16 protein-coding genes are annotated in these 21,303 nt (G+C 64.3%); 6 read left to right on the top strand and 10 right to left on the bottom strand.

Annotation, left to right across the window (positions count from 1 at the left end; all coding sequences use genetic code 11):
* Positions 1-22 precede the first annotated feature (22 nt).
* Together KR227_RS08620 and KR227_RS08625 are read right to left on the bottom strand one after the other, a co-directional pair.
* Complete coding sequence (locus tag KR227_RS08620; RefSeq protein ID WP_370625215.1) at positions 23-847, bottom strand: glycosyltransferase; 825 nt, start codon at positions 845-847, stop codon at positions 23-25.
* 64 nt (positions 848-911) lie between these two features.
* A complete protein-coding gene (locus KR227_RS08625) occupies positions 912-2,108 on the bottom strand; it encodes a CbrC family protein (protein WP_218364968.1) in 1,197 nt (398 codons plus the stop codon).
* A 125-nt stretch (positions 2,109-2,233) separates the two neighbouring features.
* Here KR227_RS08625 and KR227_RS08630 point away from each other — a divergent pair, with 125 nt between their 5' ends.
* Positions 2,234-3,286 (top strand): NAD(P)-dependent alcohol dehydrogenase, encoded by a 1,053-nt coding sequence (locus tag KR227_RS08630; protein ID WP_218364969.1) that lies wholly within the window; start codon positions 2,234-2,236, stop codon positions 3,284-3,286.
* Positions 3,287-3,299: 13 nt separating this feature from the next.
* Here KR227_RS08630 and KR227_RS08635 read toward each other — a convergent pair whose 3' ends face one another.
* From KR227_RS08635 to KR227_RS08670, 8 genes are all read right to left on the bottom strand, one after another.
* On the bottom strand, positions 3,300-4,064 hold the full coding sequence (locus KR227_RS08635) for an IclR family transcriptional regulator (protein ID WP_151529361.1): 765 nt from the start codon (positions 4,062-4,064) through the stop codon (positions 3,300-3,302).
* Between the two features lie 210 nt (positions 4,065-4,274).
* Positions 4,275-4,871, bottom strand: a complete 597-nt coding sequence (locus tag KR227_RS08640; RefSeq protein ID WP_218364970.1) for a DoxX family protein — start codon at positions 4,869-4,871, stop codon at positions 4,275-4,277.
* A gap of 83 nt (positions 4,872-4,954) precedes the next feature.
* Positions 4,955-6,172: a hypothetical protein gene (locus tag KR227_RS08645; RefSeq protein WP_151549644.1), complete on the bottom strand. Its 1,218-nt coding sequence runs from the start codon at positions 6,170-6,172 to the stop codon at positions 4,955-4,957.
* A 10-nt stretch (positions 6,173-6,182) separates the two neighbouring features.
* A complete protein-coding gene (locus tag KR227_RS08650; protein WP_218364971.1) occupies positions 6,183-7,556 on the bottom strand; it encodes a M1 family metallopeptidase in 1,374 nt (457 codons plus the stop codon).
* 11 nt (positions 7,557-7,567) lie between these two features.
* Positions 7,568-9,664: a prolyl oligopeptidase family protein gene (locus tag KR227_RS08655; RefSeq protein ID WP_218364972.1), complete on the bottom strand. Its 2,097-nt coding sequence runs from the start codon at positions 9,662-9,664 to the stop codon at positions 7,568-7,570.
* Positions 9,665-9,848: 184 nt separating this feature from the next.
* The gene (locus KR227_RS08660) at positions 9,849-11,912 is read right to left on the bottom strand and encodes a YhgE/Pip domain-containing protein (RefSeq protein WP_218364973.1); all 2,064 of its coding nucleotides are present in this window, start codon (positions 11,910-11,912) and stop codon (positions 9,849-9,851) included.
* The gene (locus KR227_RS08665; protein ID WP_218364974.1) at positions 11,913-12,869 is read right to left on the bottom strand and encodes an ATP-binding cassette domain-containing protein; all 957 of its coding nucleotides are present in this window, start codon (positions 12,867-12,869) and stop codon (positions 11,913-11,915) included. It lies immediately after the preceding gene.
* A gap of 750 nt (positions 12,870-13,619) precedes the next feature.
* Entirely contained in the window at positions 13,620-14,648 is a 1,029-nt protein-coding gene (locus KR227_RS08670; protein ID WP_218364975.1) for a zinc-dependent alcohol dehydrogenase, read from the bottom strand.
* Positions 14,649-15,289: 641 nt separating this feature from the next.
* Between KR227_RS08670 and KR227_RS08675 the strand changes: the two genes are divergently transcribed.
* The 5 genes from KR227_RS08675 to KR227_RS08695 all read left to right on the top strand — a co-directional run bounded on the left by KR227_RS08675 (position 15,290) and on the right by KR227_RS08695 (position 21,236).
* A complete protein-coding gene (locus KR227_RS08675; RefSeq protein WP_218364976.1) occupies positions 15,290-16,372 on the top strand; it encodes an iron-siderophore ABC transporter substrate-binding protein in 1,083 nt (360 codons plus the stop codon).
* A complete protein-coding gene (locus tag KR227_RS08680) occupies positions 16,369-17,436 on the top strand; it encodes an iron ABC transporter permease (protein ID WP_218364977.1) in 1,068 nt (355 codons plus the stop codon). Before KR227_RS08675 ends, KR227_RS08680 begins: the two co-directional genes overlap by 4 nt.
* Positions 17,433-18,482, top strand: a complete 1,050-nt coding sequence (locus KR227_RS08685; protein ID WP_218364978.1) for an iron chelate uptake ABC transporter family permease subunit — start codon at positions 17,433-17,435, stop codon at positions 18,480-18,482. The genes KR227_RS08680 and KR227_RS08685 overlap by 4 nt, the downstream gene beginning before the upstream one ends.
* Positions 18,479-20,128, top strand: a complete 1,650-nt coding sequence (locus tag KR227_RS08690; protein WP_218364979.1) for an ABC transporter ATP-binding protein — start codon at positions 18,479-18,481, stop codon at positions 20,126-20,128. Before KR227_RS08685 ends, KR227_RS08690 begins: the two co-directional genes overlap by 4 nt.
* 121 nt (positions 20,129-20,249) lie before the next feature.
* Positions 20,250-21,236, top strand: coding sequence for a bile acid:sodium symporter family protein (locus KR227_RS08695; RefSeq protein ID WP_218364980.1), 987 nt, complete (start codon positions 20,250-20,252; stop codon positions 21,234-21,236).
* Positions 21,237-21,303: the final 67 nt, after the last annotated feature.

Genomic DNA, 21,303 nt, shown 5'->3' on the forward strand with positions numbered 1-21,303 from the left:
TCCTCGCGTCCCATCGACCCAGTTAGCGGCGGTGGAACAGGAGGCGATAGACCCGCCCGAGCAGGCGCTTGGGGAGCAGCCGGTAGAGGGAGCGAAGAAGGAAATTGCCCACCGCGCGAAACGCGCCGACGGTCCCATAGTCCACGAGGTTGCGCTGCATGCTCAGCTCGGCGCGGATCATATCCAGACCCGTACGCCGCGATAGCTGCTCCTCGCCGACCCGGAAATACACCAGCTGCTCCGGCATATTGGCCAGCACTTTGTCTCCAGCCACGAGCCGTGCCATGAGGTCATAATCCTCCATCAAGTGCACCGGCTGATAGCCACCGACCTCACGGATGGCCTCTACCCGGGCCATGATTGTCGGGTGGTTGATGGGGTTATTGATGGTGAGATAGCGGTTGATCTCCGCGGGGCTTTCCGGCAGCGTGCGCACGCCCACCGGCTCGTCCGGGGAATGAACGAACTCCGTCATGGCCGAGCCCACCAGATCCACCCGAGGATGCTCGGCGAGGAAGGCGAGCTGGCGCTCGAAGCGCTCTGGATAAGAGATATCGTCGCTGTCCTGGCGGGCATAGAACTCGGTGGTGAGGGTGGCAAATCCAGCGGCCGTGGCCACCGCATTGCCCTCGTTCTTCTCTCGCCGCAGCACCCGCACCTCGGGGCGGGTGGCCTCGGCCGTGCTGAGGATGGCCGCCACATCCTCGCTAATGGGGCCATCCTGGATCAGCAGGATCTCCTCCGCTGGCCGGGTCTGGGCGTAGAGGCTCTCCAAAGCCTGGCTTATGTGCGTCGCGGTTGTCCCGTGATACACCGTCATCAGCACCGTCAGGCTTGGACCAGTCACCGTGAGTACACCTTTCAGCTCGGAAGGATTCAGCGGCCCTAAGCCTAGCCTGCTGGGCTGAGAACTAGCTGTGATCCATCCAGAACTTCAGTGTGTCTGAACTCAAGGAGGAAAAAGCGAAGACACAGGGGTCGGCGTGGGCCCGTAGCTCCTCGCGCGGCTGGGCGCGCAGCCAGGTGAGATACTCCTCCTTGAAGAAGGACTCATCCAGCCCGGACTCTTCGCGCTCCTCGGGGCTGAGGCTCTCTAGCTGGGCGGCGGTAGCCACGCCCAGGAACTGGCAGGCATCGCCGTCCGCGCTTTGCCACTGCTCCTCCTGGAAGGAGGCGAAGGAGGGGGTGCGCTTGATGAGCTCCTCCGCGCGCTCCGGCGGCATGCCCTCGGGGGCGGTGGGGACGAAGCGGGCATCGTATTTCTCGGCGGCGGCACCCGAGGCGATGCACCACGGGCACAGATTCTCCACGCGCTCCAGCGCATAGGGGCGATACACATAGGCCCAGCCAGTCGTGCGTTCACAGCAGGGACACTCGGCCTCTTCATTGCGCACGATGGCGCCCGTGATCACCGGGTCGGGGTGGTAGCGGAAGACGGGGAGTTCCTCGTGGGCCGGTTCTACCTTCGCCTGGGACTGAGCCGCAGACTCGGTGATGGGGGTGCTCACCGTGGCGATATCGGGAAGGATGGGGCGATCGATGCGGTACTGCAGACCAGCCATGAGCGAGGGGAACTCGTGGGGCAGCACCGAGTACACCAAGGCATCGTCCACATTGCCATCGCCCAGGCGCGAGGCACTACGCAGCGTGCCTTCATAGCGCAGATCCGCCTTTTCCGCGGCGCGCCGGGCCTGAATATTGGTGCGCGGCACCACCATGGAGAAGCGCTGGGCGCCGAGGGTATCGAAGCTATAGGCGATCAGCAGCGCCAAGATTTCCGGGAAGACGCGGGTGGACTGGGCGCCACGGGTGACCCAGGTGTGGCTCAGTGTGACGGTGGGAACATCGGGGTTATCGATGGTCAATCCGGTGACTCCCACGGCGCGGTTATCGCTATTCAACCGCACCAACAGCGGCAGGGAACGACCGGTATCGGCCGTCGCGCAGAGACGCTCCAGATACGCGGGTATGCCCTCCTGCTCAGGCACCCCCGACCAGTACTGTTTGTGCAGGTCCACGGCGGCGCTGGCGAGGATTTCTGCGTGGTCGGTGCTCAGCGGCGTCAGGGTGATAACGCTGCCTTCTAGGGTGACTGAGGAATCAAACATAAGAACTATCTTAAGAAAATTCGAAGGTCTGCGCAGGTTCTGGGTCTGCCCCAGCACTAGCTCTGCCACTAGCGCGCGTTAATGAAAAACAGCACCGCTAGCTGTTGTTTTGTAGCGTGGGCGGCATGACATTTCGCGTGAAAGCTGTGCAAAAGACCGCCCCTGATTCCCCCTTCGAGATCGCCGAGATCACGCGCCGTGATCCGCGCCCCGATGATGTGGTGATCGATATCACCGCGGCCGGTATCTGCCATAGCGATATCCACACCATTCGCAATGAGTGGGGTGAGGCCCACTTTCCGCTCACGGTGGGCCATGAGATTGCCGGTGTGGTCTCCCAGGTGGGGTCCGAGGTCACGGAATTCACCCCTGGTGAGCGCGTGGGAGTGGGGTGCATGGTGAACTCCTGTGGCGAGTGCGAACAGTGCCGCAACCATCAGGAGCAGGACTGTCTCCAGGGTGCCGTGGGTACCTATAACGCGCAGGATGTGGACGGTAGCATCACCCAAGGTGGGTACTCCCAAAAAGTGGTGGTGAACAAGAATTTCGTCTGCCGCATCCCCGATAGCATCGATGATGCGCACGCGGCCCCGCTGCTGTGCGCGGGAATTACCACCTATGCGCCCATCGATCGCTGGGGTGTGAAGGAGGGCGATCGTGTGGCCGTGCTCGGGCTCGGCGGGCTGGGGCACATGGCGGTCCAGATCGCCGCTGCCAAGGGAGCGCGGGTGACGGTGCTCTCGCGCAGTCTGCGCAAGCGGGAGCAGGCCCGCGAACTAGGCGCGGAGCGCACGCTCGCCACCACCGAGGAGGGATTCTTTGCAGAGCATCGCGGCGAGTTCGACTTCATCCTCAACACCATTAGCGCCGATATTGACGTCAATGCCTATCTCGGGCTGCTCAAGCCGCACGGAGTGATGGTGGTTGTGGGGTTGCCGCCGAACCAGCAGCAGCTCCACTTCGGCTCCATTATCGGCGGGGCGAAGGTGCTCGCCGGATCCAATATCGGCGGCATCAAGCAGACCCAAGAGATGCTGGATTTTTGTGCCGAGCACGGCATTCGTGCCCGCATCGAGAAGGTCTCAGTGCACGAGGTGGATGAGGCCTATGAGCGGGTGGTCAATGGCGAGGTGCAGTTCCGCTGCGTAATCGACACCGCCAGCTTCGAGCAGGCCTAAGCCGCCGCAGCGGCTAGTGCTCGTGGCCGAATACGGTGTGGGAGATGAGCTCGGCGCGGGTGCGTACCTCGCCGAGGATTTCGCGGGGGTCCACCGGGCAGTCGATATGGAACGACACCGCGAGGGCCGCCGCCGGCTGGCCGAGGTGGTCCAGGATGGGGGCGGAAAAGGAGCGGTGGGCGCGGTCGATGCGCTCATTCTCCTCGGCCCAGCCTCGCTCGCGGATAATGGCCAGTTGCTCAATCACCTCGCGAAAGCTCATGTGATTCGGCACCGGGGAGGTGGAGTAGGTGGCCTTGACCTGCTGCTCTGAGCGGAGCGAGAGCATGGCCATGCCGGAGGCTGTAATGAAGGCCGGAATGCGCACCCCGGCATCGAAGAGCAGGCTATTGGCGTTTTTGCTGCGCTCTTCCAAAATGTAGAGCACATCGCTGCCCGAAAGTTTGGAGATATGGGCGCTGCCGCCGATGAGCTCGGCGAGGAACTTGGCGTGGCGGGCGCCGACGCGCACCAGCGGCTGCTGGGTGGTATATGCCGAGGCCATGGCATAGGCGGCCACGCCCAGCCCATAGGTCTTTTCCTCGGGCAGCCGCACCACATAGCCGGCATCCTCCATCACTGTGAGCAGGTGATAGACCGTGGAGCGTGGAAGATCCAGCTCGGTGTAGATGCGGGCGGCGGAGACGGGCACATCGATACTGGTCAGCAGCGTGAGAATGCGCAGGACGTTGGTGGCTGCTGGGACCCGCGAAGAATGTCGTCGGGTATGCTCGCTCACTTTTTTCACGTCCTCCTTCTGCTCGGGGTCTAGCGCTGCATGGCCGCACAATGCGGGTGTTCCTTAAAACTATACCGAGGAACTAACGGTTCGGTAGCTTAGCCTGCGTTCTCGGGGGCTAATCACGAGGATATATCGGCGCTAAGAGAGGAAAACCGCCCCGCGCACAAGGGCGTCGGGGCGGTGGTGCTGCGCGGGGGCAGCGACGCATTAGCGGTTGGGCTCGTCCCAGCCGGTGGTGCTGTTGGTGTTGTTGATATCCGAGCTATCGAAGGCCGTGGTCTCGGCATCGAAGCTGGAGGTCGTGCCTGCGGCGGGTGCCGTGGTGGCCGTGGTGGCCGTGGTGGTGGCCGGGGCATAAGCGGCGGAGGTGGCGTCCTCATCGGCCGCGTCCTTGCGGTTACGGAAGGGGCGCACCAAGAGGTGGTCCAGCGAGACGCGACCAGCGCCGGCAGCGGCGAGCAGCAGACCGGCAGCGCCGATCACACCGGCGAGCTCCCAGCCGCCATCGGAGACGAACACGCCGCCATCGCGGTGGGCGAACCAGACGGCGCCGGCCATCAGGGCAAAGAGAACCGGGCCAACGAAGCGGACCAGCAGGCCGAGCACGATGGCGATGCCGCCAGCAAACTCGAAGTAGGAGGTAAATTGGGCAGCGAGCTCAGGGTTGGGCACACCCAAGTTGCTGAACATGTCGGTCACACCAGAGATGGTGATGTCGTTGATTTTCTGCCAGCCGTGCGCGATGAGCACGGTGCCGAGAATAATGCGGGCAATGAGTTGGAAAATATCCTTAATTACAGTCACGCCTACACACCCTACATAAAGGTTCGATTCAGCAAAACACGGAAGTACGTGAAAATAATAAGAATATCGACCGGAAATACTATTTAATGAACGCGCCGCACATGTGCGCCAAGCAAAGAATAGACGTGCACCGCCATGCCGATGAGCGGGCCGAGAATCAATGCGGCGCAGACCGCAGTGGTGAGCGAGAAGGGCAGCAGCAGCACACCGAAGGCGCTGGCGGTGGCCACCACCCAGCCGAGCACGTACACGCTATGGCGCTCGTGACTCAGGGCGGCACAGCCGGTGATCATCAGCGAGCCCGTGCAGGCGGAGGCGAAGGTGAGCACGGCCAGTAGCCAGCCGGGCAGCACATAGCTGGCGGGCAAGAAGAGCCCGAGGATCCACGGTCCGAGCAGCCACGCCAGGCCCGCCCCGGCAACGCCCACGGCGCCGACCACGGCCAGCGGAATCAGTAGGGCGGATAGGAGGCGCTCCCGCCGATCCACGAAGTACACCACGAGGGCGGACTGGAAACGTTGGGTGGGCACCAGGATCGGGGCGCGGGTCAGGAGCACCGCCATGATGATGGCGGCCACGCTCACGCCATCCACGGAGCTATCTCCGGTGCCGTGGGTGATGCGCACCAGCGGCGGGAAGCCGGTAATCAGGGCGGCCGATGCCCCGGTGGCGGCCATGGCGGAGACAACGCCGCGTCGATAAGCGGCGGAGGTGACATCGACCGGAGCCTGGAGCGCGGCGCGGGCCTGCGGGGAGAAGGCGATGATGAGCAGCCAGGTGGCGGCACCCATGACGGTAATGAGGAGGAAGGCGCCGATACCCCAGCCCTGCCACCACGCGCATGCCGCGGCCAGCATGCGCACCCCAGAGTCGATGGCCACCAACCAGGCATAAGCGCCCCAGTGCTTGAGCCCAGAGAGCACGCCCGAGAGCAGCGCCTGGAACACATAGGAAGATAGGCCGATGGCAAAGAGCGCGATCGCCGCGGGATGGGGGTGGTGCAGCAGGAATCCCATCCACACCCCGCCGGTGGCGAGGATGCTGATCCCGGCGATGAGCGCCACCACCCCGGCCAGCCGTACCGGCCGTGCCGAGCGGGGGCTGGCCCCGGCGCGTACCGCGGAGGTTGCGCGGGTGGTTTCCTGCGTGATGCCGTCGATAAGCCCCGCGAGAGCAAAGAAGAGACCCCAATAGGCCTGGAAGTCGGCGTTGATGGTCTCGGGCAGGGCCCAGGAGGCGACGATGACCACCACGAACCCCGAGAGGGCCGCGAAAATAGTGGCGAGAGACAGCGCGCGCATGGCAGTGGTCCTAGGCGGTGGGGAAGGGCGGAAGTGGCAGGGCGAGCAGCCAGGCGGAGCGCAGCTCATCCAATTCGGCGTGCCGCTCGGGGGCGAGGTGGGCGCGCAGAATATTGAAGAGATCCACCGGCTCCACCACGCCGTGGCGGTCGCGGCGGGCATAGTCGCGCAGCGCGGCGAAGAAGTCCGCATCGCCGAGCAGCAGGCGCAGGGCGTGCACAAAGACGGCGCCACGCTTATAGAGGCGATCGTCGAACATGTGCTGCGGGCCCGGATCGGCGAGGAGCAGGTCCTGCGGTTTCTGCTGGAGGCCGCGATAGTGCTCGCGGGCGTAGTGCTCGGCGGGGGTGCCGGTGGAGTGCTCGAACCACAGCCACTCGCAGTAGCAGGCGAAGCCCTCGTTGAGCCAAATATCGTCCCACTGCGCCACGCCGAGGGAATTACCGAACCACTGGTGAGAAAGTTCGTGGGCGATCAGCCGTTCCCAGGTCTTGTGGCCGTCGGCGTGATTGGCGCCGAAGATCGACAGCCCATGGGCCTCGAGGGGGATCTCGAGCTGATCGGCGGTGATGACCACCCGGTAGGCGGGGAAGGGATAGGGGCCGAAGAGCTCGGCGTAGAACTCGAGCATGCGGGCCTGGTCGGCGAAGTCATGCAGCACCCGCTGGCGCAGGGCGGCCGGGGCATAGGCGGTGACGGGCACGCCCGCCCCGGAGCCGAGGGGGATGGTGCTGAACTCGCCGATCTGTACCGAGGCGAGATAGGTGGCCATCGGCTCCTGCACCCGGTAGTGCCATAAGGTGGTGGAATTGTTTCGCTGGGTATCCACCAGCTCCCCGGTGCAGATCACGCTGAAGGGATTATCGGCGGTGATCCGAATGTCATAGCGGGCCTTCTCATCGGGTGTGTCATCGCAGGGGAACCAGCTATGGGCGCCGTGCGGCTGGCTGGCGACGAGCGCCCCCGCATCGGTTTCCTCCCAGCCGATCTCACCCCAGCGGGAGGTGATGGGCTGCGGATTGCCGGAGTAGCTGATGGCCAGGCTGAACTCGGTATCCGCGGGGATCTCGCGGTCGAAGAGCACCACCACTTTGTTATCGCCGCGGTGGCGGAACTTTTTCACCTTCACCTGCGCGCCGCCCACACCTTGGGCGGTGATGCGCCGCACGGTGAGGGTGCGGGCGAAGTCGAGGGTGAGCTGCTGCAGCGGAAGGTAGCTGAGCACATCCAGCGTCGCCGTGCCACTGAGGTGGTTGGGCATGACCCGATAGGTGAGGTCGAGGTCGTAGTGACGGATGTGGAATCCAAGGTTGAAGTCCACACCCGTGTAGCGGTCCCGGGTACCGGGGATCTCGGTGGTGCGCAGGCGTGTAAAGGAACTCATCGCGGCTAAGTCTAGTCCGCGCAGCGCTGCGCCTCCGCGCTCGCCGCCGCGAGCTGCTGCTCCAGCCAGGTAAATACGATGGCCTGCTTCCATGCGATCTGATCATTATCGGCGGCCCCAGCATGCCCGCCTTCGGAGTTTTCTACATAGTCCACCGGCTGGCCGGCGGCGGCGAGGGCGGCGGCGAACCAGCGCGCATGGGCGGGGTGCACCCGATCGTCTCGCGTGGAGGTGGTGATCAGCGCCGGCGGATAGGGTTTGTCCGCGGCGGCGACCACGCGCTGCAAGGGCGAGTAGCTTTCGATCACTGCCCGCTCCTCGGGGATATCGGGGTGGCCATATTCCGCCACCCACGAGGCCCCCGCGAGCAGGGTGTGATAGCGCAGCATATCGATCAGCGGCACCTCGCTCACCACCGCGCCAAGACGCTCGGGATAGCTGGTGAGGGCCACCGCGGCGAGCAGGCCACCATTGGAGCCGCCGCGCACAGCGAGCTGCTCGCGGGTGGTGATCCCGCGCTCCACGAGATCATTGAGCACCGCCTGATGATCCTCAAATACCTTCCGGCGCTGCAGCTTTGTGGCCTGGGAATGCCAGCGCGGGCCGAACTCGCTGCCGCCACGCAGATTCGCCTGCACCAGCAGATGCCCCTTTTCGAGCCACGCGATGCCGTTCACCGCGGAGTAGTAGGGCAGGAGGGAAATCTCGAAACCGCCGTAGGCGTGCACCACACAGGGCTTCGGGGTGGGGCTGGCGCCGTCCTCGTGCAGGCGGCCGGTGAGGAAATAGGGAATCTTGGTGCCATCGGCGGAGGTGGCCCAGTACTGCCGGGTGCTCATCCCAGAGGCATCGAATTGCTCGGGCGCGCTTTTGACCACCGTAGAGAAACTCTCCGGGTCGCGGGCGTCGGCGCGCAGCAGCCTATCTGGGGTGGTGAAACTGGAGGAGTAGAGCCATACTTCCTCGCCGATCTCTGGGTCCTCCGAGAGCGGTGCCGTCGCCACGACGCTGGTGCTCGCCAGCTCCGGCAGGGCCACCCGCACGCACTCTTCCGGTGCATCGAGGCGCACGCGGTAGAGGGTGGTGGTGACATTCTCCAGCACCTGGATCAGCGCATAGCTGCGGGTGAAGTGCAGCGTCTCCAGCGATTGATACTCGGTGGGGGCAAAGATCACCTGCACCTCGGTACTCGCGGGATCCGCCATAAAGCTCTCGCAGTCGGCCACTCCCACGCCGCCGGCGGGCACCCCGTAGACATCCGTGCGGGGGAGCAGGAAGATCTGGTCGCGGTGCACGATAATCTCGCAATCCACCGGCACCTCAATGCGCACCGGCTCCGAGCCGCGCAGCAGGTAATTCTCGGCGGTGAACATATCCAGCCGCCGCTCAATGAGCACCCGCTCAAACCCGGGCGTGCGATCCGCCCACCCGCCGGAGGCGATATCGCTGCGCTCGCCGCTGAAGAGCAGCTCGGCCTCGCGCGGGTCGGTGCCGCGGTGCCAGCGATACACCCGCGCCGGGTAGCCAGACTCCGTGAGGGAGTTCTCGCCCACATTGGTGCCAAGGATGAGGGTATCGAGGCTCTCCCACGACACATCGGATTTATCCTCCGGCAGAGTAAAAGGCCTATCCTCCACGAAGCTGCAGCTAGTGATGTCGAACTCGCGGATCACGGTGGCGTCACTGCCGCCGCGGGATAGCCGCAGCAGGGCCCGGTCGTATTCCGGTTCGCGCACATGCGCGCCCTTCCACACCCAGCTTTCCCCATCGGCCGCGGCGAGGGCGTCCACGTCGAGCAGGATCTCCCACTCCGGCGACTCGCTGCAATAGGACTCATAGCGGGTGCGCCGCCACAGTCCCCGCGGATGCTCGCTATCGCGCCAAAAGTTATAGAGATAGTCGCCGCGCCGAGTCACATAGGGCACCCGCGCATCGGTATCGAGAGCCGCGCGCAGCCGCTGCTGCAGGGCGGTGCGGTGGCCGCCATGGCTATCGATGTTGTCGATGGTGGAGGCCGTCCACTCCTGCGCCCACCCAAGGGCCGTGGGGGAGCCGATAATTTCAAGCTCGCTTGACGGCGGCGTCTGTGCTGGTGCGGTAGTGCTCATAGTGCCGCCGATTATACGGATACTACCCCCGGCGCACCAGTGTTAGTGCAGCTCATTGGCAGTTTTCTGGCTGGTGGTGGGAGTTAAACTCGGCGGCTCTTGTGCTGGCGCTTATCGACGCCACCCCGCAGCACAGAAGCACCGCCGCAGCAGAAGGGCCGCGGCGGTGCTGAGCAGGGGATGGCTAGAAATCGATGGGCGGATGCAGCTTCTTCATGGTCCACGTTCTATCGCGCCGGGCACCGAGGGCGGTGCCTACGAGGAAGATCGTGAGGAAGAGGCAGAGCGCGATTACTGCTTGCAGCATGCGGCCGTCGAAGTCGCCGTAGAGTGTCTGGCGGAAGCCGTTGACGGTGTAGGTCATGGGCAAGAAGGGGTGGATCCAGCTCCAGAAGTCCGGTTCCGTTTCCACGGGGTAGAGCCCGCCGGAGCCCAAGAGCTGCACCATGAGCAGCGCCATACTGGCCACTCGGCCGGGGCCGGACCCAAGGAGAACGATGAGCACTTGGTTCATCGCGGCAAAGACCAGCGCGGTGAGCATCATGAACACGGTGAGGCCGAAGAATGTGGCCGGATCCAGCGGCACCGCCAACACGGTGGCGGTAGCGACCACGATGGCCTGGATCATGGCGATCAGGCCGGCTGGGGCCAGACCGTCGATAGCGGCGCGCAGCGGGGAGATGCCGGCGGCCACGGCGCGGGCCTGCAGCGGGCGCAGCAGCAGGAAGCTCACGAGGCTACCGATATAGAGCGCCAGCGAGAAGAAGAAGGGGGCCAGACCGGCACCGAAGGTGTTCTCCCCGCCGGAGTTGGACTGGTTGATCTCTACCGGCCCGCCGATGGTCTCCGCCATGGTGGTGCGGTGATCGGGCGACCAGTCCGGGGCCTCGCCTGCGGCCTGCCCGAGCTTGGTGGCCAGCTCATTGCTGCCTGCGGAGAGCTTGCTGGAGCCGTCCTTGGCCTCGGTGAGAGCGGAATCAAGTTTGCGGCCGCCGTCGAGCAGCTGGGTGGCGCCGTCATTGAGCTTATTGGCGCCATCATCGAGCCGGGTGACACCCGAGCCGAGCTCGCCGATACCGGCGTTGAGGCGGTGGGCGCCATCGTTGAGGGCCTGGGCGCCGTCATTGAGCTGATTGACACCGCCCACGAGCTCGCCGAGCTTGCCGGGCAGATTGCCCTGGTCGATGTCCGCGGCAATGCCATTGATCCGGTCGAGATCCTGCTTCAGCGGGGAGTGGGGGCCAACGCCCTCGGTGTCCACGCGGTGCGCAATATGATCCACCTGGCCGGCGGTCTGCTGCGCCAGCGGATCGGGGATCTGGCGGATCGCCGCGGCAAGATCGCGCAGATCCTGGGCGAGGGAGCCCTGGATCTCGGAGGCTTCGCTGGCGGTGGCGTGATAGTGGTGCACCTCGCCGGTGAGGCTCTGGAGTTTGCCGATGGCTTGGTCGATCCCGCCACTGAGCTGGTTGGTGCCCTCCACTAGGCGCTCCGTGCCATTGGCGAGCTCGCTCGAGCCGGCCTGCAGCTTATCGGCGCCTTCACGAAGCCGACCGGTGCCCTCGACCAGCTGGGTGGTGCCTTCCTTATTGCGCTCGAGGCCGGAAACGAGATCGCCGGCGCCCTGCTGGATCTTGCCCAGCCCGGAGTCGAGCTTGGTGGCGCCATCATCCAGTTGAGCGGCGCCATCGGCGGCCCGCTGAATGCCCTCGCTGGCGTTGACCACGCCCACCAGCAGCTTATCCACGGCCTCGGTGCCGATTTTGTCGGAGACCACGGCGAGCACCTGGCGCATGGCGTTTTGGCCGATGAGCGTGGAGAGCCAGCCATTGGCGTCATTGTAGTGCGTGACAATGCGGGCCTTCTCCGGTTTCTCGGAGGTAGGAGAGGCCACTGCCTGGGAGAAGTTCTCCGGCAGGGTCACCGCAAAGTAGTATTCGCCGGTTTTCACGCCCTCGAGGGCGTCCTGTTCGGTCACGGTGATCCAGTCCAGGGACTGATCCTCGAGCAGGCCCTCTTCGATCTGCTTGCCGGCGTCGATACGCTGGCCATCGACCTCGGCGCCGGCGTCCTCATTGACGAGGGCGACGGGCATGCGGTCGAGACGGCCGAAGGGATCCCAGAAGCTCCACAGGTAGAGCGTGGAGTAGAGCAGCGGAAGCAGGCAGATGGCCACGATGGCGATCTTGCCCAGCTTGGCTCGCCCGAAGCGGCGAAGCTCGCTGCCGATATGAAATGTGGCAAGCATTTACTGCTCCTCCTTGGTGGTAGTGGGCTCGGTGGTGGTCGACGCTGTATCGCTCTTGGCGTGGCGCGGTTGGGGATGATCGCCCTGGCGCAGCGCGGTCCAGCGCGCCAGCAGGTCCTCGAGGTGCTGGTCGGTGGCGCCGCTGCTCTCAGGGGCGATGTGTCCGCGGTCGGTGAAGAGCTCAATCACCTGCGAGCCTGGCAGCGTTGCCGCGCTCGGCGGATTCACGGAGTTCACCAGCACGGTCATCTCCGTGGAGAGGCGGTTGAGCACGCTGAGCAAAATGGCGCGGTCGCTGAGCTCTCGCACCTGCTCGAGATCGTCCAGGATGAGCAGGCGAATCTTCTCATCGTGGGCGGGGTGCAGGGCCATGCCGATGCGGATGAGGATGCGATCCAGTGCGGGGATCTGGCTGACATATTGGTTCAGATCCGGCAGCGAGCGGCTGCCGTAGACTTTCGACAGGATCTCCTCGCGGTAGGCGTCATCGGCTTTGGGCACCCAGCCGAACCAGCCATGGCACCACGCGCGGTGGTCGGTGAGCACATCGCGCACCCGCACATCGCGGTCGAGGGCATCAATAACGTCCACCCCGGCAATGGCGACGGTATCGCGAATATCTTTGAGCTGGTCATGGCCGAAGACAGTGAGGGTGCCATCGGTGGGCTTCATCCGTCCCGCCAAGGTGAGGGCGAGCGCGGTACGGCCCGAGCCGCCCCGGCCGGAGAGGAACACGAGGGTGTTATCGGGCACGCGCAGGTCAATGGGCCCGAACACCGGACCTTCCTCGCCCACCACGGATAGCCCATCGGCCACGAGCACATAGTCGTCCGCGGCCGCCGCCTCGTGAGGTGGTGCGGTGTCGGTATCCGTAGCAGCGCTGGCGGGTGCAACGGGGAACTGGCGGGTGCTCTCCGCGGGTTCCTCGCTCTGCGTGTGGATCTCCCTGTCTGACATGCTCTCTCCTCAGCACTGTGTATCCCCGACTGGCTTCAACGCCAGTCTGTCTGCGCCCGGCACTTCGGGTGGGTGATACGTCGCCACGGCGCTGCGCTCTCCCTCCGCGGTGGCTGCCGGATGCGGCGCCGCCGGAAGACACGGAGGCCTCAGCCGTGGTGCATATCATTAATTCTGCCGGCACACACGAAGCTATGGGCGGACAACCACGGCGGCGAGGGGCGCCACGGGCTACTGCGCCTAGCGCAGCAGGGCCGGCGCTGCTGGCACGAGGACGAGGTGGTGTCGAGACGATTCATCGCTCGCGCGCCTCGCAGTATCCGCGCCGTAGTATCCACAACCCTTAACGCAACGGGTGTAGCTTAAGTTCCTTAATGAGTCTTTGATTCTAGCCATAAAGTGGCATCTACCTGCAACGCGGCCGGTGACCCGCCCTCGCTGGCCCGTAGATAGAACCCACACCAACATGTGTCGCGATGTGGGCAGTGGGGGTGGTAAATGGGAGTGAGCTGGGAGTGTGGGGGATGTCGGTGAACCGATTATGGGAGGCGGTTCAGCCGGGCGGCGTTTGCCCCATCCGAAAGGGGGTGTTCCACTTAGTGTGGATATGTGCCCCTGTGGCGCCGCTCCGGCGGGCATGTTCGCATGTGTGATTGTTCCCACACGCGTGCAGGCAGTGGGCGTCGATGCGCATCTGTATGCGCTTGTTGACGCCCACTGCCTGGTTCGGCGTTGTGCCGGGGTGGATCGTTAGTAGCGGATGGCCATGCGGCCATCGACGCCGCCGTGGCGCAGCTTCTCAAAGACATCGTTGACGTCCTCGAGATTGCACTCGCTCACGGTGGGGTGAATATAGCCGCGGGCGTAGAAGTCGAGCGCTTCTGCGAGGTCCTGGCGGGTGCCCACCAGGGAGCCGCGGATGGTCAGACCCTTGAAGACGATGTCGAAGATCGGAGCGGGGAAGTCTCCCGGGGGCAGGCCATTGAAGACGATGGTGCCACCCTTGCGCGCCATGTGAATGGCCTGGCCGAAGGCTGCTTCATGCACGGCGGTGACGAGCACACCATGCGCGCCGCCCTTGGTGTAGTCCAGCACGGCCTCGCCGGGGTCGGTCTCGCGGGCATTGACGGTGAACTCCGCGCCGTGCTTGGTCGCTAGCTCCAGCTTGTCCTCCGCAATATCGACGGCAATCACGCGCATACCCATCGCAACCGCGTACTGGACGGCGATATGGCCGAGGCCGCCCACGCCGGAGATCACCACGAACTGGCCGGGGCGGGTTTCAGTTTCCTTCAGGCCCTTGTACACCGTGACGCCGGCGCAGAGCACGGGTGCCACCTCGAGGAGGTCGGCGCCCTCGGGGATGCGGGCGCAGTAGCGGGTATCGACCAGCATGTACTGGCCGAAGGAGCCGTCGACGGTGTAGCCGCCGTACTCGGCATTGGGGCAGTAGGTTTCGCGGCCGGTGCGACAGAACTCGCAGGTGCCGCAGGCGGACCAGAGCCACACATTGCCCACCATGGAGCCGACCTCAATATCGGCGTGGTCTCCCTCGCCGAGGGCGACTACTTCGCCCACGCCCTCATGGCCGGGAACGAAGGGCAGGCCGGGCTTGACCGGCCAGTCGCCTTCGGCGGCGTGGAGGTCTGTGTGGCAAATGCCGGAGGTGTGGAGCTTGACCAGTGCCTCATTGCGGCCTGGGCTGGGTAGATCGATCTCGCTGATGGTGAGGTTGGGGCCAAACTCGGTGGCTACTGCGGCGGTGAATGTATCGGACATATCAACCACTCCTTGGGGGTTGGGCGCGCCTGATCGAGGGGCATCGGTGCTGGCCTCGGCCACAACGCGGCGGGGTGTGAGGCCCACCAAACCACTAGGGGCAGTGTGTCTGCCATAACTGTGAATCGTTATGTGCGGACTCTCAGGAACGCTTGACAGTGCCAATTTTCATTAAGGAGTCCTTGCTGAACATGGCTGAGTTAGCAAAGTTTGCGAAGGCTGCCCTTAGCTAGGCTTCTCAGGTTAGCCACCCCCGTGCGGCACCCCCGTGCGGCGACAGGGGCAGTGGCGGTCGGTCGTATTCGTGGCTGTGGCGTCTCGCGGACGGCGGCGCATCCGTCGCAGCGGGAGCGATCGGAAAATGTGGGCAGCTGGGGCGGCGTGAGGCAAGGAAAAGTAGTGCGCTAGAGAGCAATCTGGGAAAGCAGACAAGTGCACGACTCGGTTCTTCGCAGAGGGCTGTGTGGGGTAGGTGCCCCGCTGTGCTGGGCATAAAGGCATGCCATGGCTATCCATGGCTACGCATGAGTATGTGTGCGTGGGTGCAGCGAAAGAAAAGGGGTTTGCTTCACATTTTCAGCTGTGGTTATGGTTAGCCTACATTTATCCGTTATGTTTTTGTGACCTATGAAAGGGACAGCGTGGCCGAACAGCTCAGCTCCTTTAGTCGTCGTCATTTCCTCACCTCTCTCGGGCTCGGTGCCGCCGGGCTTGGTGCCGGCACCGTGCTGGCAGCCTGCTCGGATGATTCGGGCGTGACCCCTGCGGAGGATGCGGGCTCCGACTCCTCGGCCCAGGGCAGCGATGCGCAGACCCGCACCTTCACCGATGATGTGGGGCGAGAGATCGCCATCCCGCAGGACCCGCAGCGCCTCGTGTCCACCAAGGGCATCACCTCGATGGTGGCGCTGGGCATCACTCCCGTGGGTATTGCCAACATGGAAGTCGATCTCTACTCCTATCCGGATGTGTTGAGCCGGCTGCAGGAGGAGAATGTCGTCGACCTCAATGAGCGCGAGCTCAATATTGAGAAGGTCATGTCTCTCGAGCCTGATGTGATCATCGCCGCCACTCCCCGCGATGATGACTACCGCGAGACCCTCGCCGCGATCGCACCGACCGTGGTGATCACCTCCGGCGATGAGCGCAAGCATCGCTGGGATGACACCTTGCGCTTTTTCGCCCGCGTGATGAATAAGGAAGACAAAGCCGAGGAGCTATTGGACGACTATCACGAGAGGGTGGATGCCTTCCGAGAAAAGCACGGCGAGTACCTCAAGGATAAAACGGTCTCGGTACTCCGCATTCGCAACGATAATCTCATCATTTACACCAAGAGCTCCTTTGCCGGTGGCGTGCTCGATGATGTGGGAATTCAGCGCCCCGACAACCAAGACCTTGATCTCGCGGCGACAAAGGCGGCCACCAATGGCGAATCCATTGAGGCCTTCCCGCTCTCGCCGGAGCGGCTGCAGGAAGCGGACGCCGACATCATGTTCGTGGTGGTGCAGGTGCACGAGGATCCTGCGGAACAGGACGATCGAGACAAGGCCACCCTGGCGAATGTCGAGCAGGTGAAGAACCACCCGCTGTGGAATCAGCTGGAGGCGGTGAAGAATAACCAGACCTTCTTCGTGGGCTCGGTGTGGAATGGCGAGTCCGTGATGGAGGCGAACTCCATGCTGGATGATCTCGACGAGCACATCGGCTCCCTCGATCAGTGACGGCTGAACCAGTGACGCTCGCGCAGCGCTCGCCGTCCTCGCCGGCGCCTACCCCCACGCCCAGCGCGGGCCGGCGTCGGGGTCTCGCCTTGCTCGCGGTGCTGCTCATCACGGCCGTGATTGCCGTGCTCAGCGTGAGTGTGGGATCGGTGGCGATCACCCCGGCGGAGATTATTGCGGCCTTCACCGCCCACGATGCCCGCGACTATAACCACACGGTGGTCACGGATATGCGTATTCCGCGCACCATCATTGCGTTGCTGGTGGGCGCCACTCTCGGGGTGGCGGGGGCGGTGATGCAGGCGGTGACGCGCAACCCTTTGGCGGATCCTTTCGTGCTCGGTGTGTCCTCGGGAGCGGGCTGTGGCATCACCGCGGCAGTGTTCTTCTTTGGCGCCGATAGTCCACAGCAGTTCACCGTCATGGCCATTGCGGGCGCGCTCGCCTCTGGTCTGCTGGTGATCCTCATCGGCCAGGGCACCCGCGGGCAGTCCTCCCCAGTGCGTCTCGTGCTCGCAGGCATGATCGGCGGGACGGTGATGACCACGTGGACTTCGATCATGGTGTTCAGCGATGAACGCACCCGCGAAACGGTGCGCTACATCATGGTCGGTGGCGTCGGCGGCCGCCGCTTGCAGGACTTTCCGCTGGCGATCGTGCTGTGCCTGGTGGGCATCGTGGTGTGTCTGCTGCTCTCGCGCAGTATCGGCATGCTGGCCATGGGCGAGGATGTCGCCTCCGCCGCAGGTGTGCACACCGCCCGCACCCGGCTGATCGCCTCCATCGTGGTGGTGATGATGGCCGGGGCGAGCGTCGCTATCTGCGGCCCTATCGGTTTCGTCGGCTTCGCGGTTCCCCATATCGTCCGCCCCTTGGTGCGCGGCTCTGTGGAATGGGGCATTGCGCTCTCGGCGGGCGTGGGCGGCTGCCTGCTCACCGCCGCCGATATTGTGGGCCGCTTCGCGCTGTTTCCCGCTGAGCTTGAAGCCAGCATCGTGATGGGCGCGCTCGGCGCCCCCTTCTTCATCCTGATCGCTCGTCAATCTTCGAAGGTGGCGTCATGACAGCACCTCCTCGTACCCGCGGCCCCTGGCGGGCGTGGCGGGGCCCGTGGTGGAGCATGCGCATCCACCTGCCCACCCTGATCATCCTCGGGGTGAGCGCTGTGCTCGGCCTCGGCGTGGGAATCGTGGCCATGACCCTCGGCGATATGCCCCTTGCGCTCAACGATGTGGCCACGGCGCTGTGGTCTCGCGCGGATCCCCAAACTGAATTTGTGGTCTTCCAGCTCCGCCTGCCGCGGCTCTTGCTCGGATTCTTGGTGGGCGCCGCCCTGGCTATGTCGGGCGCGGTTTTCCAAGGGGTGACCCGCAACGATCTCGTGGCCCCAGACATTATTGGCGTGACCTCCGGCGCGGGGGCAGCGGGCTTTGTGTGGATTCTGCTCACCCACAACGTTTCTGGCCTGCCTTTTGCCGTGTTCAGCGGCGCCGTGCTCACCACGGCGGTGGTGTATCTGCTGGCGAAGCGGGAGCGGCTTGATCCCAACCGCATGGTGCTGGTGGGAATCGGCGTGCAGACCTTCCTCACCGCCGTGGAGGCCTATATGGTGCGGCGTTTCCCCATCAAGGACGTCATCTGGGCCGATAATCTCCTCATTGGTTCGCTCTCGCGCGCCCGGTGGTCCGATGTCTCGCTCATTGCCTTCGGTCTTGCGGTGGCTGTGCCCTTCGTGCTCTGGTACAGCCGCTCGGTGCGCATTATCGCGCTTGGGGAGGATTGTGCGGCCACCAGTGGCGTGCATGTGGGCCGGGTGCGCATCATTCTCATCGCCCTGGGGTGCTGGTTGGCGGCCCTCGCGGTCACCGTCGCCGGGCTCATTGGCTTTGTGGCGCTGGTGGTGCCGCATATCGTGCGCCTGATGGTGGGGCAGATTACTGGGCTCTCGCTGCTTCTTACCGGCGTGTGCGGGGGAGTGCTCACGATGCTTGCCGACGTCGTCGGCGCGAATTTCTTCCCCGTTGCCGTGCCCGTGAGCGTGATCATCGCCGCCATCGGCGCCCCCTACTTCCTCATTGTGTTCACTCTCGTGCAAAGGAAGCGCGCATGAAGCACCACGACTCCAGCTCTGAGCAGCCCATGGAGGCGGGTATCCGGGCCGAGGATCTCACCGTCCGCTATAACCGCCGCGGCGAGGCCGTGATCGAGGGCCTTAACCTGCGTATTGGTGATGGCGTCACAGCGCTGATCGGGCCGAATGGTTGCGGCAAGTCCACGCTATTGCGCACGCTATCGCGGCTGCTACGCCCCAGCGGTGGCGCCGTGTGGATCGACGGAAACGATATCGCCCGCATGTCCAAAAAGGCCACGGCCCGGCAGGTGGCGGTCTTGGGCCAGCACGGCGTTCCTACCAGCGGTATGAGTGTGCGCGATGTGGTGGCCAAGGGGCGTTTTCCCTATCAGGGGCTATTTCAGCCGCACACCGACGCGGATATGCAGGCCGTGGACGATGCGCTCGAACAGTGTGGCATCACCCAGCTGGCGGATCACCTCATGGAGGAGCTCTCCGGCGGCCAGCAGCAGCGGGCCTGGATCGCCATGACGCTTGCCCAGACCACCCCGATCGTATTTTTGGACGAGCCCACCAGTTATCTCGATATTGGTGGCGAGCAGCGCGTTCTTGAGCTCATATCGGCGATCGCCGCGCGCGGTATCCGGGTGATTGTGGTGCTTCACGACGTCGACTCCGCCGCCCATGTGGCCGATTCTGTGGTGGTGATGCGTGCTGGGCGGATTGTCGCCTCGGGGCCGTGCGCTGAGGTGCTCAACCGCGAGCTGCACCACGAGGTTTTCGGCCTCGATTGCCATTTCCTTGCTGGGCGGGAGCGCACCGTGCTGGTACCGCATCTGGGGTGTGGGGTGACGGCTCCGAGCGAGAGCGCCCCGCCGCCGGCGCTCAAGGCCAGCAATATCCGTACCGGATATGCCGAGACCACCGTCTCGGAGGATCTTTCCCTGGCGATACCGCAGGGCATGATTACCGGGGTGATCGGGCCCAATGGCTGCGGCAAATCCACGCTCGTGCGTACCCTCACGGGCATTATGGCCCCGCAGACCGGAACTGTGGATCTGACGCTGGACGGCGCCGCCGAGGCTGCTGCGGTACGCACCGTACATGACTTGAGCCCGCAGCAGCGGGGCCGGCGTATCGCGGTGTTGTCGCAGCAGTCGGCGGCTTTGGAGGGGTTTTCCGTGGAGGATGTGGTGATTGCTGGGCGTCATCCGCACCGCCGCGGTCTGCACTCGTGGAGTAGGGAGGATGAAGAGGCTGTGGAGGGCGCGCTTGCGCTGGCTGATGTCACGGCTTTGCGGCAGCGACCGCTCGGACAGTTATCTGGTGGTCAGCGCCAGCGTGTGTGGCTTGCCCGCGCGCTGGCCCAGGACACTCCGCTGCTGGTGTTGGATGAGCCGACTACCTATCTCGACCGGACGCATCAAGTGGCCCTGATGGAGGCGGTAGCGCAGCGGAATGCGAGTACCGGCCTGACCGTGGTGATGGTGCTGCATGACATCAATCTCGCGGCCCGCTACTGTCACCGCATGATCGCTATGCACGAGGGGGACATCGTGGCCACGGGAACCCCTTCTGAGGTGCTTACCTCTGAGCGTGTAGGCGAGCTCTACGGGGCGCGGGTAGATATCCATCATGTGGATGGTTCCCCGGTGGTGGTATCGACAGCCGGCGCGAGGAACTGAGGCGGGTAGAGGGAGCGAGCGCAGCTGAGCGACCCGCCGTGAGCAGGCACTATATTCGCGAGCGACGCATATATCCGAGGCTATCTCGCATGGTAGAAAATGCATCTCTTATAGTGAGAACATGCGTGCACAGGACAAGGATGTAGATCACTATGGCGTAGGGGCTCAGGCGATGGCCGCAGAGGAGCGCTCTGCGGCTATTGCGGTGTGGGCGTTCCCTGCTTTCATCTTGGCAGGCGCGGTGCTTGCCTTTTTCTTTCCCGAGCCGGTGATGCCGATTGCCGCCTATATCACCCCGGCGCTGATTTTCATCATGTTCTGCATGGGGCTGACCCTGACTATCCCCGACCTCAAAGAAGTGGTGCGTCGGCCGTGGCCCATCGCGATCGGGGTGGTGGCGCAATTTGTCATCATGCCGCTGATCGCGGTGGCTGTGGCTCGGCTCCTGGGGCTGAATCCGGCGCTGTCCGTGGGGCTGTTGATGCTGGGTTCGGTGCCTGGCGGCACGGCCTCCAATGTGGTCGCCTACTTGGCAAAGGGGGATGTGGCGCTGTCGGTGGCGATGACATCGGTGTCGACGCTGCTGTCTCCGCTCGTCACGCCCATCATCATGCTGACTCTGGCCCATGCCGAGACACCCGTGGACGGCCCCAGCATTGCGTGGATGCTCGCCCAAACCGTGCTCTTTCCCGTTATCGGCGGGCTGCTCATTCGCTTCTTCTTTAATAGCTTCGTGGATCGCATCCTGCCGGCGCTGCCCTGGCTATCGATTCTCGGCATCGGCGTGGTGGTATTTCCCTCGGTGGCAAAGGCCTCCGAGAAGCTCGTGGATGTGGGCGTGATTGTGTTCGTGGCCGTGGTGCTGCACAACCTGCTGGGCTATATTCTCGGCTACCTCTCGGCGCGGGTACTAAAGATGCCGGAGCCAGCCTGCCGCACCACCGCCATCGAGGTCGCCACACAGTCCGCAGGCCTGGCCTCGGGCATGTCGGCGAAGTTCTTTTCGCCCGAGGCGGCCATCCCCGGTGCGATCGCCGCCGTGTGGCACAACGTCGCGGGCGCACTTTTTGCCTTCATGGCTCGGAAAGTCACAGCCGCGAGCAGATAAGGCACCCATCCTCCGCCATTGCGTGCGGCGAGGGGCGGGGCCGCGAGGACTGCGTCGATAAGCGTGA

The sequence above is a fragment of the Corynebacterium sp. TAE3-ERU30 genome (assembly GCF_019209925.1).
In the GTDB taxonomy this organism is placed as follows: domain Bacteria; phylum Actinomycetota; class Actinomycetes; order Mycobacteriales; family Mycobacteriaceae; genus Corynebacterium; species Corynebacterium megadyptis.

Excerpts from the sequence above, each read along its gene's own strand:
- KR227_RS08625 (WP_218364968.1), bottom strand. The coding sequence starts at position 2,108 with ATGTTTGATTCCTCAGTCACCCTAGAAGGCAGCGTTATCACCCTGACG.
- KR227_RS08630 (WP_218364969.1), top strand. The coding sequence starts at position 2,234 with ATGACATTTCGCGTGAAAGCTGTGCAAAAGACCGCCCCTGATTCCCCC.
- KR227_RS08645 (WP_151549644.1), bottom strand. The coding sequence starts at position 6,172 with ATGCGCGCGCTGTCTCTCGCCACTATTTTCGCGGCCCTCTCGGGGTTC.
- KR227_RS08650 (WP_218364971.1), bottom strand. The coding sequence starts at position 7,556 with ATGAGTTCCTTTACACGCCTGCGCACCACCGAGATCCCCGGTACCCGG.
- KR227_RS08655 (WP_218364972.1), bottom strand. The coding sequence starts at position 9,664 with ATGAGCACTACCGCACCAGCACAGACGCCGCCGTCAAGCGAGCTTGAA.
- KR227_RS08660 (WP_218364973.1), bottom strand. The coding sequence starts at position 11,912 with ATGCTTGCCACATTTCATATCGGCAGCGAGCTTCGCCGCTTCGGGCGA.
- KR227_RS08665 (WP_218364974.1), bottom strand. The coding sequence starts at position 12,869 with ATGTCAGACAGGGAGATCCACACGCAGAGCGAGGAACCCGCGGAGAGC.
- KR227_RS08670 (WP_218364975.1), bottom strand. The coding sequence starts at position 14,648 with ATGTCCGATACATTCACCGCCGCAGTAGCCACCGAGTTTGGCCCCAAC.
- KR227_RS08685 (WP_218364978.1), top strand. The coding sequence starts at position 17,433 with ATGACAGCACCTCCTCGTACCCGCGGCCCCTGGCGGGCGTGGCGGGGC.
- KR227_RS08690 (WP_218364979.1), top strand. The coding sequence starts at position 18,479 with ATGAAGCACCACGACTCCAGCTCTGAGCAGCCCATGGAGGCGGGTATC.
- KR227_RS08695 (WP_218364980.1), top strand. The coding sequence starts at position 20,250 with ATGCGTGCACAGGACAAGGATGTAGATCACTATGGCGTAGGGGCTCAG.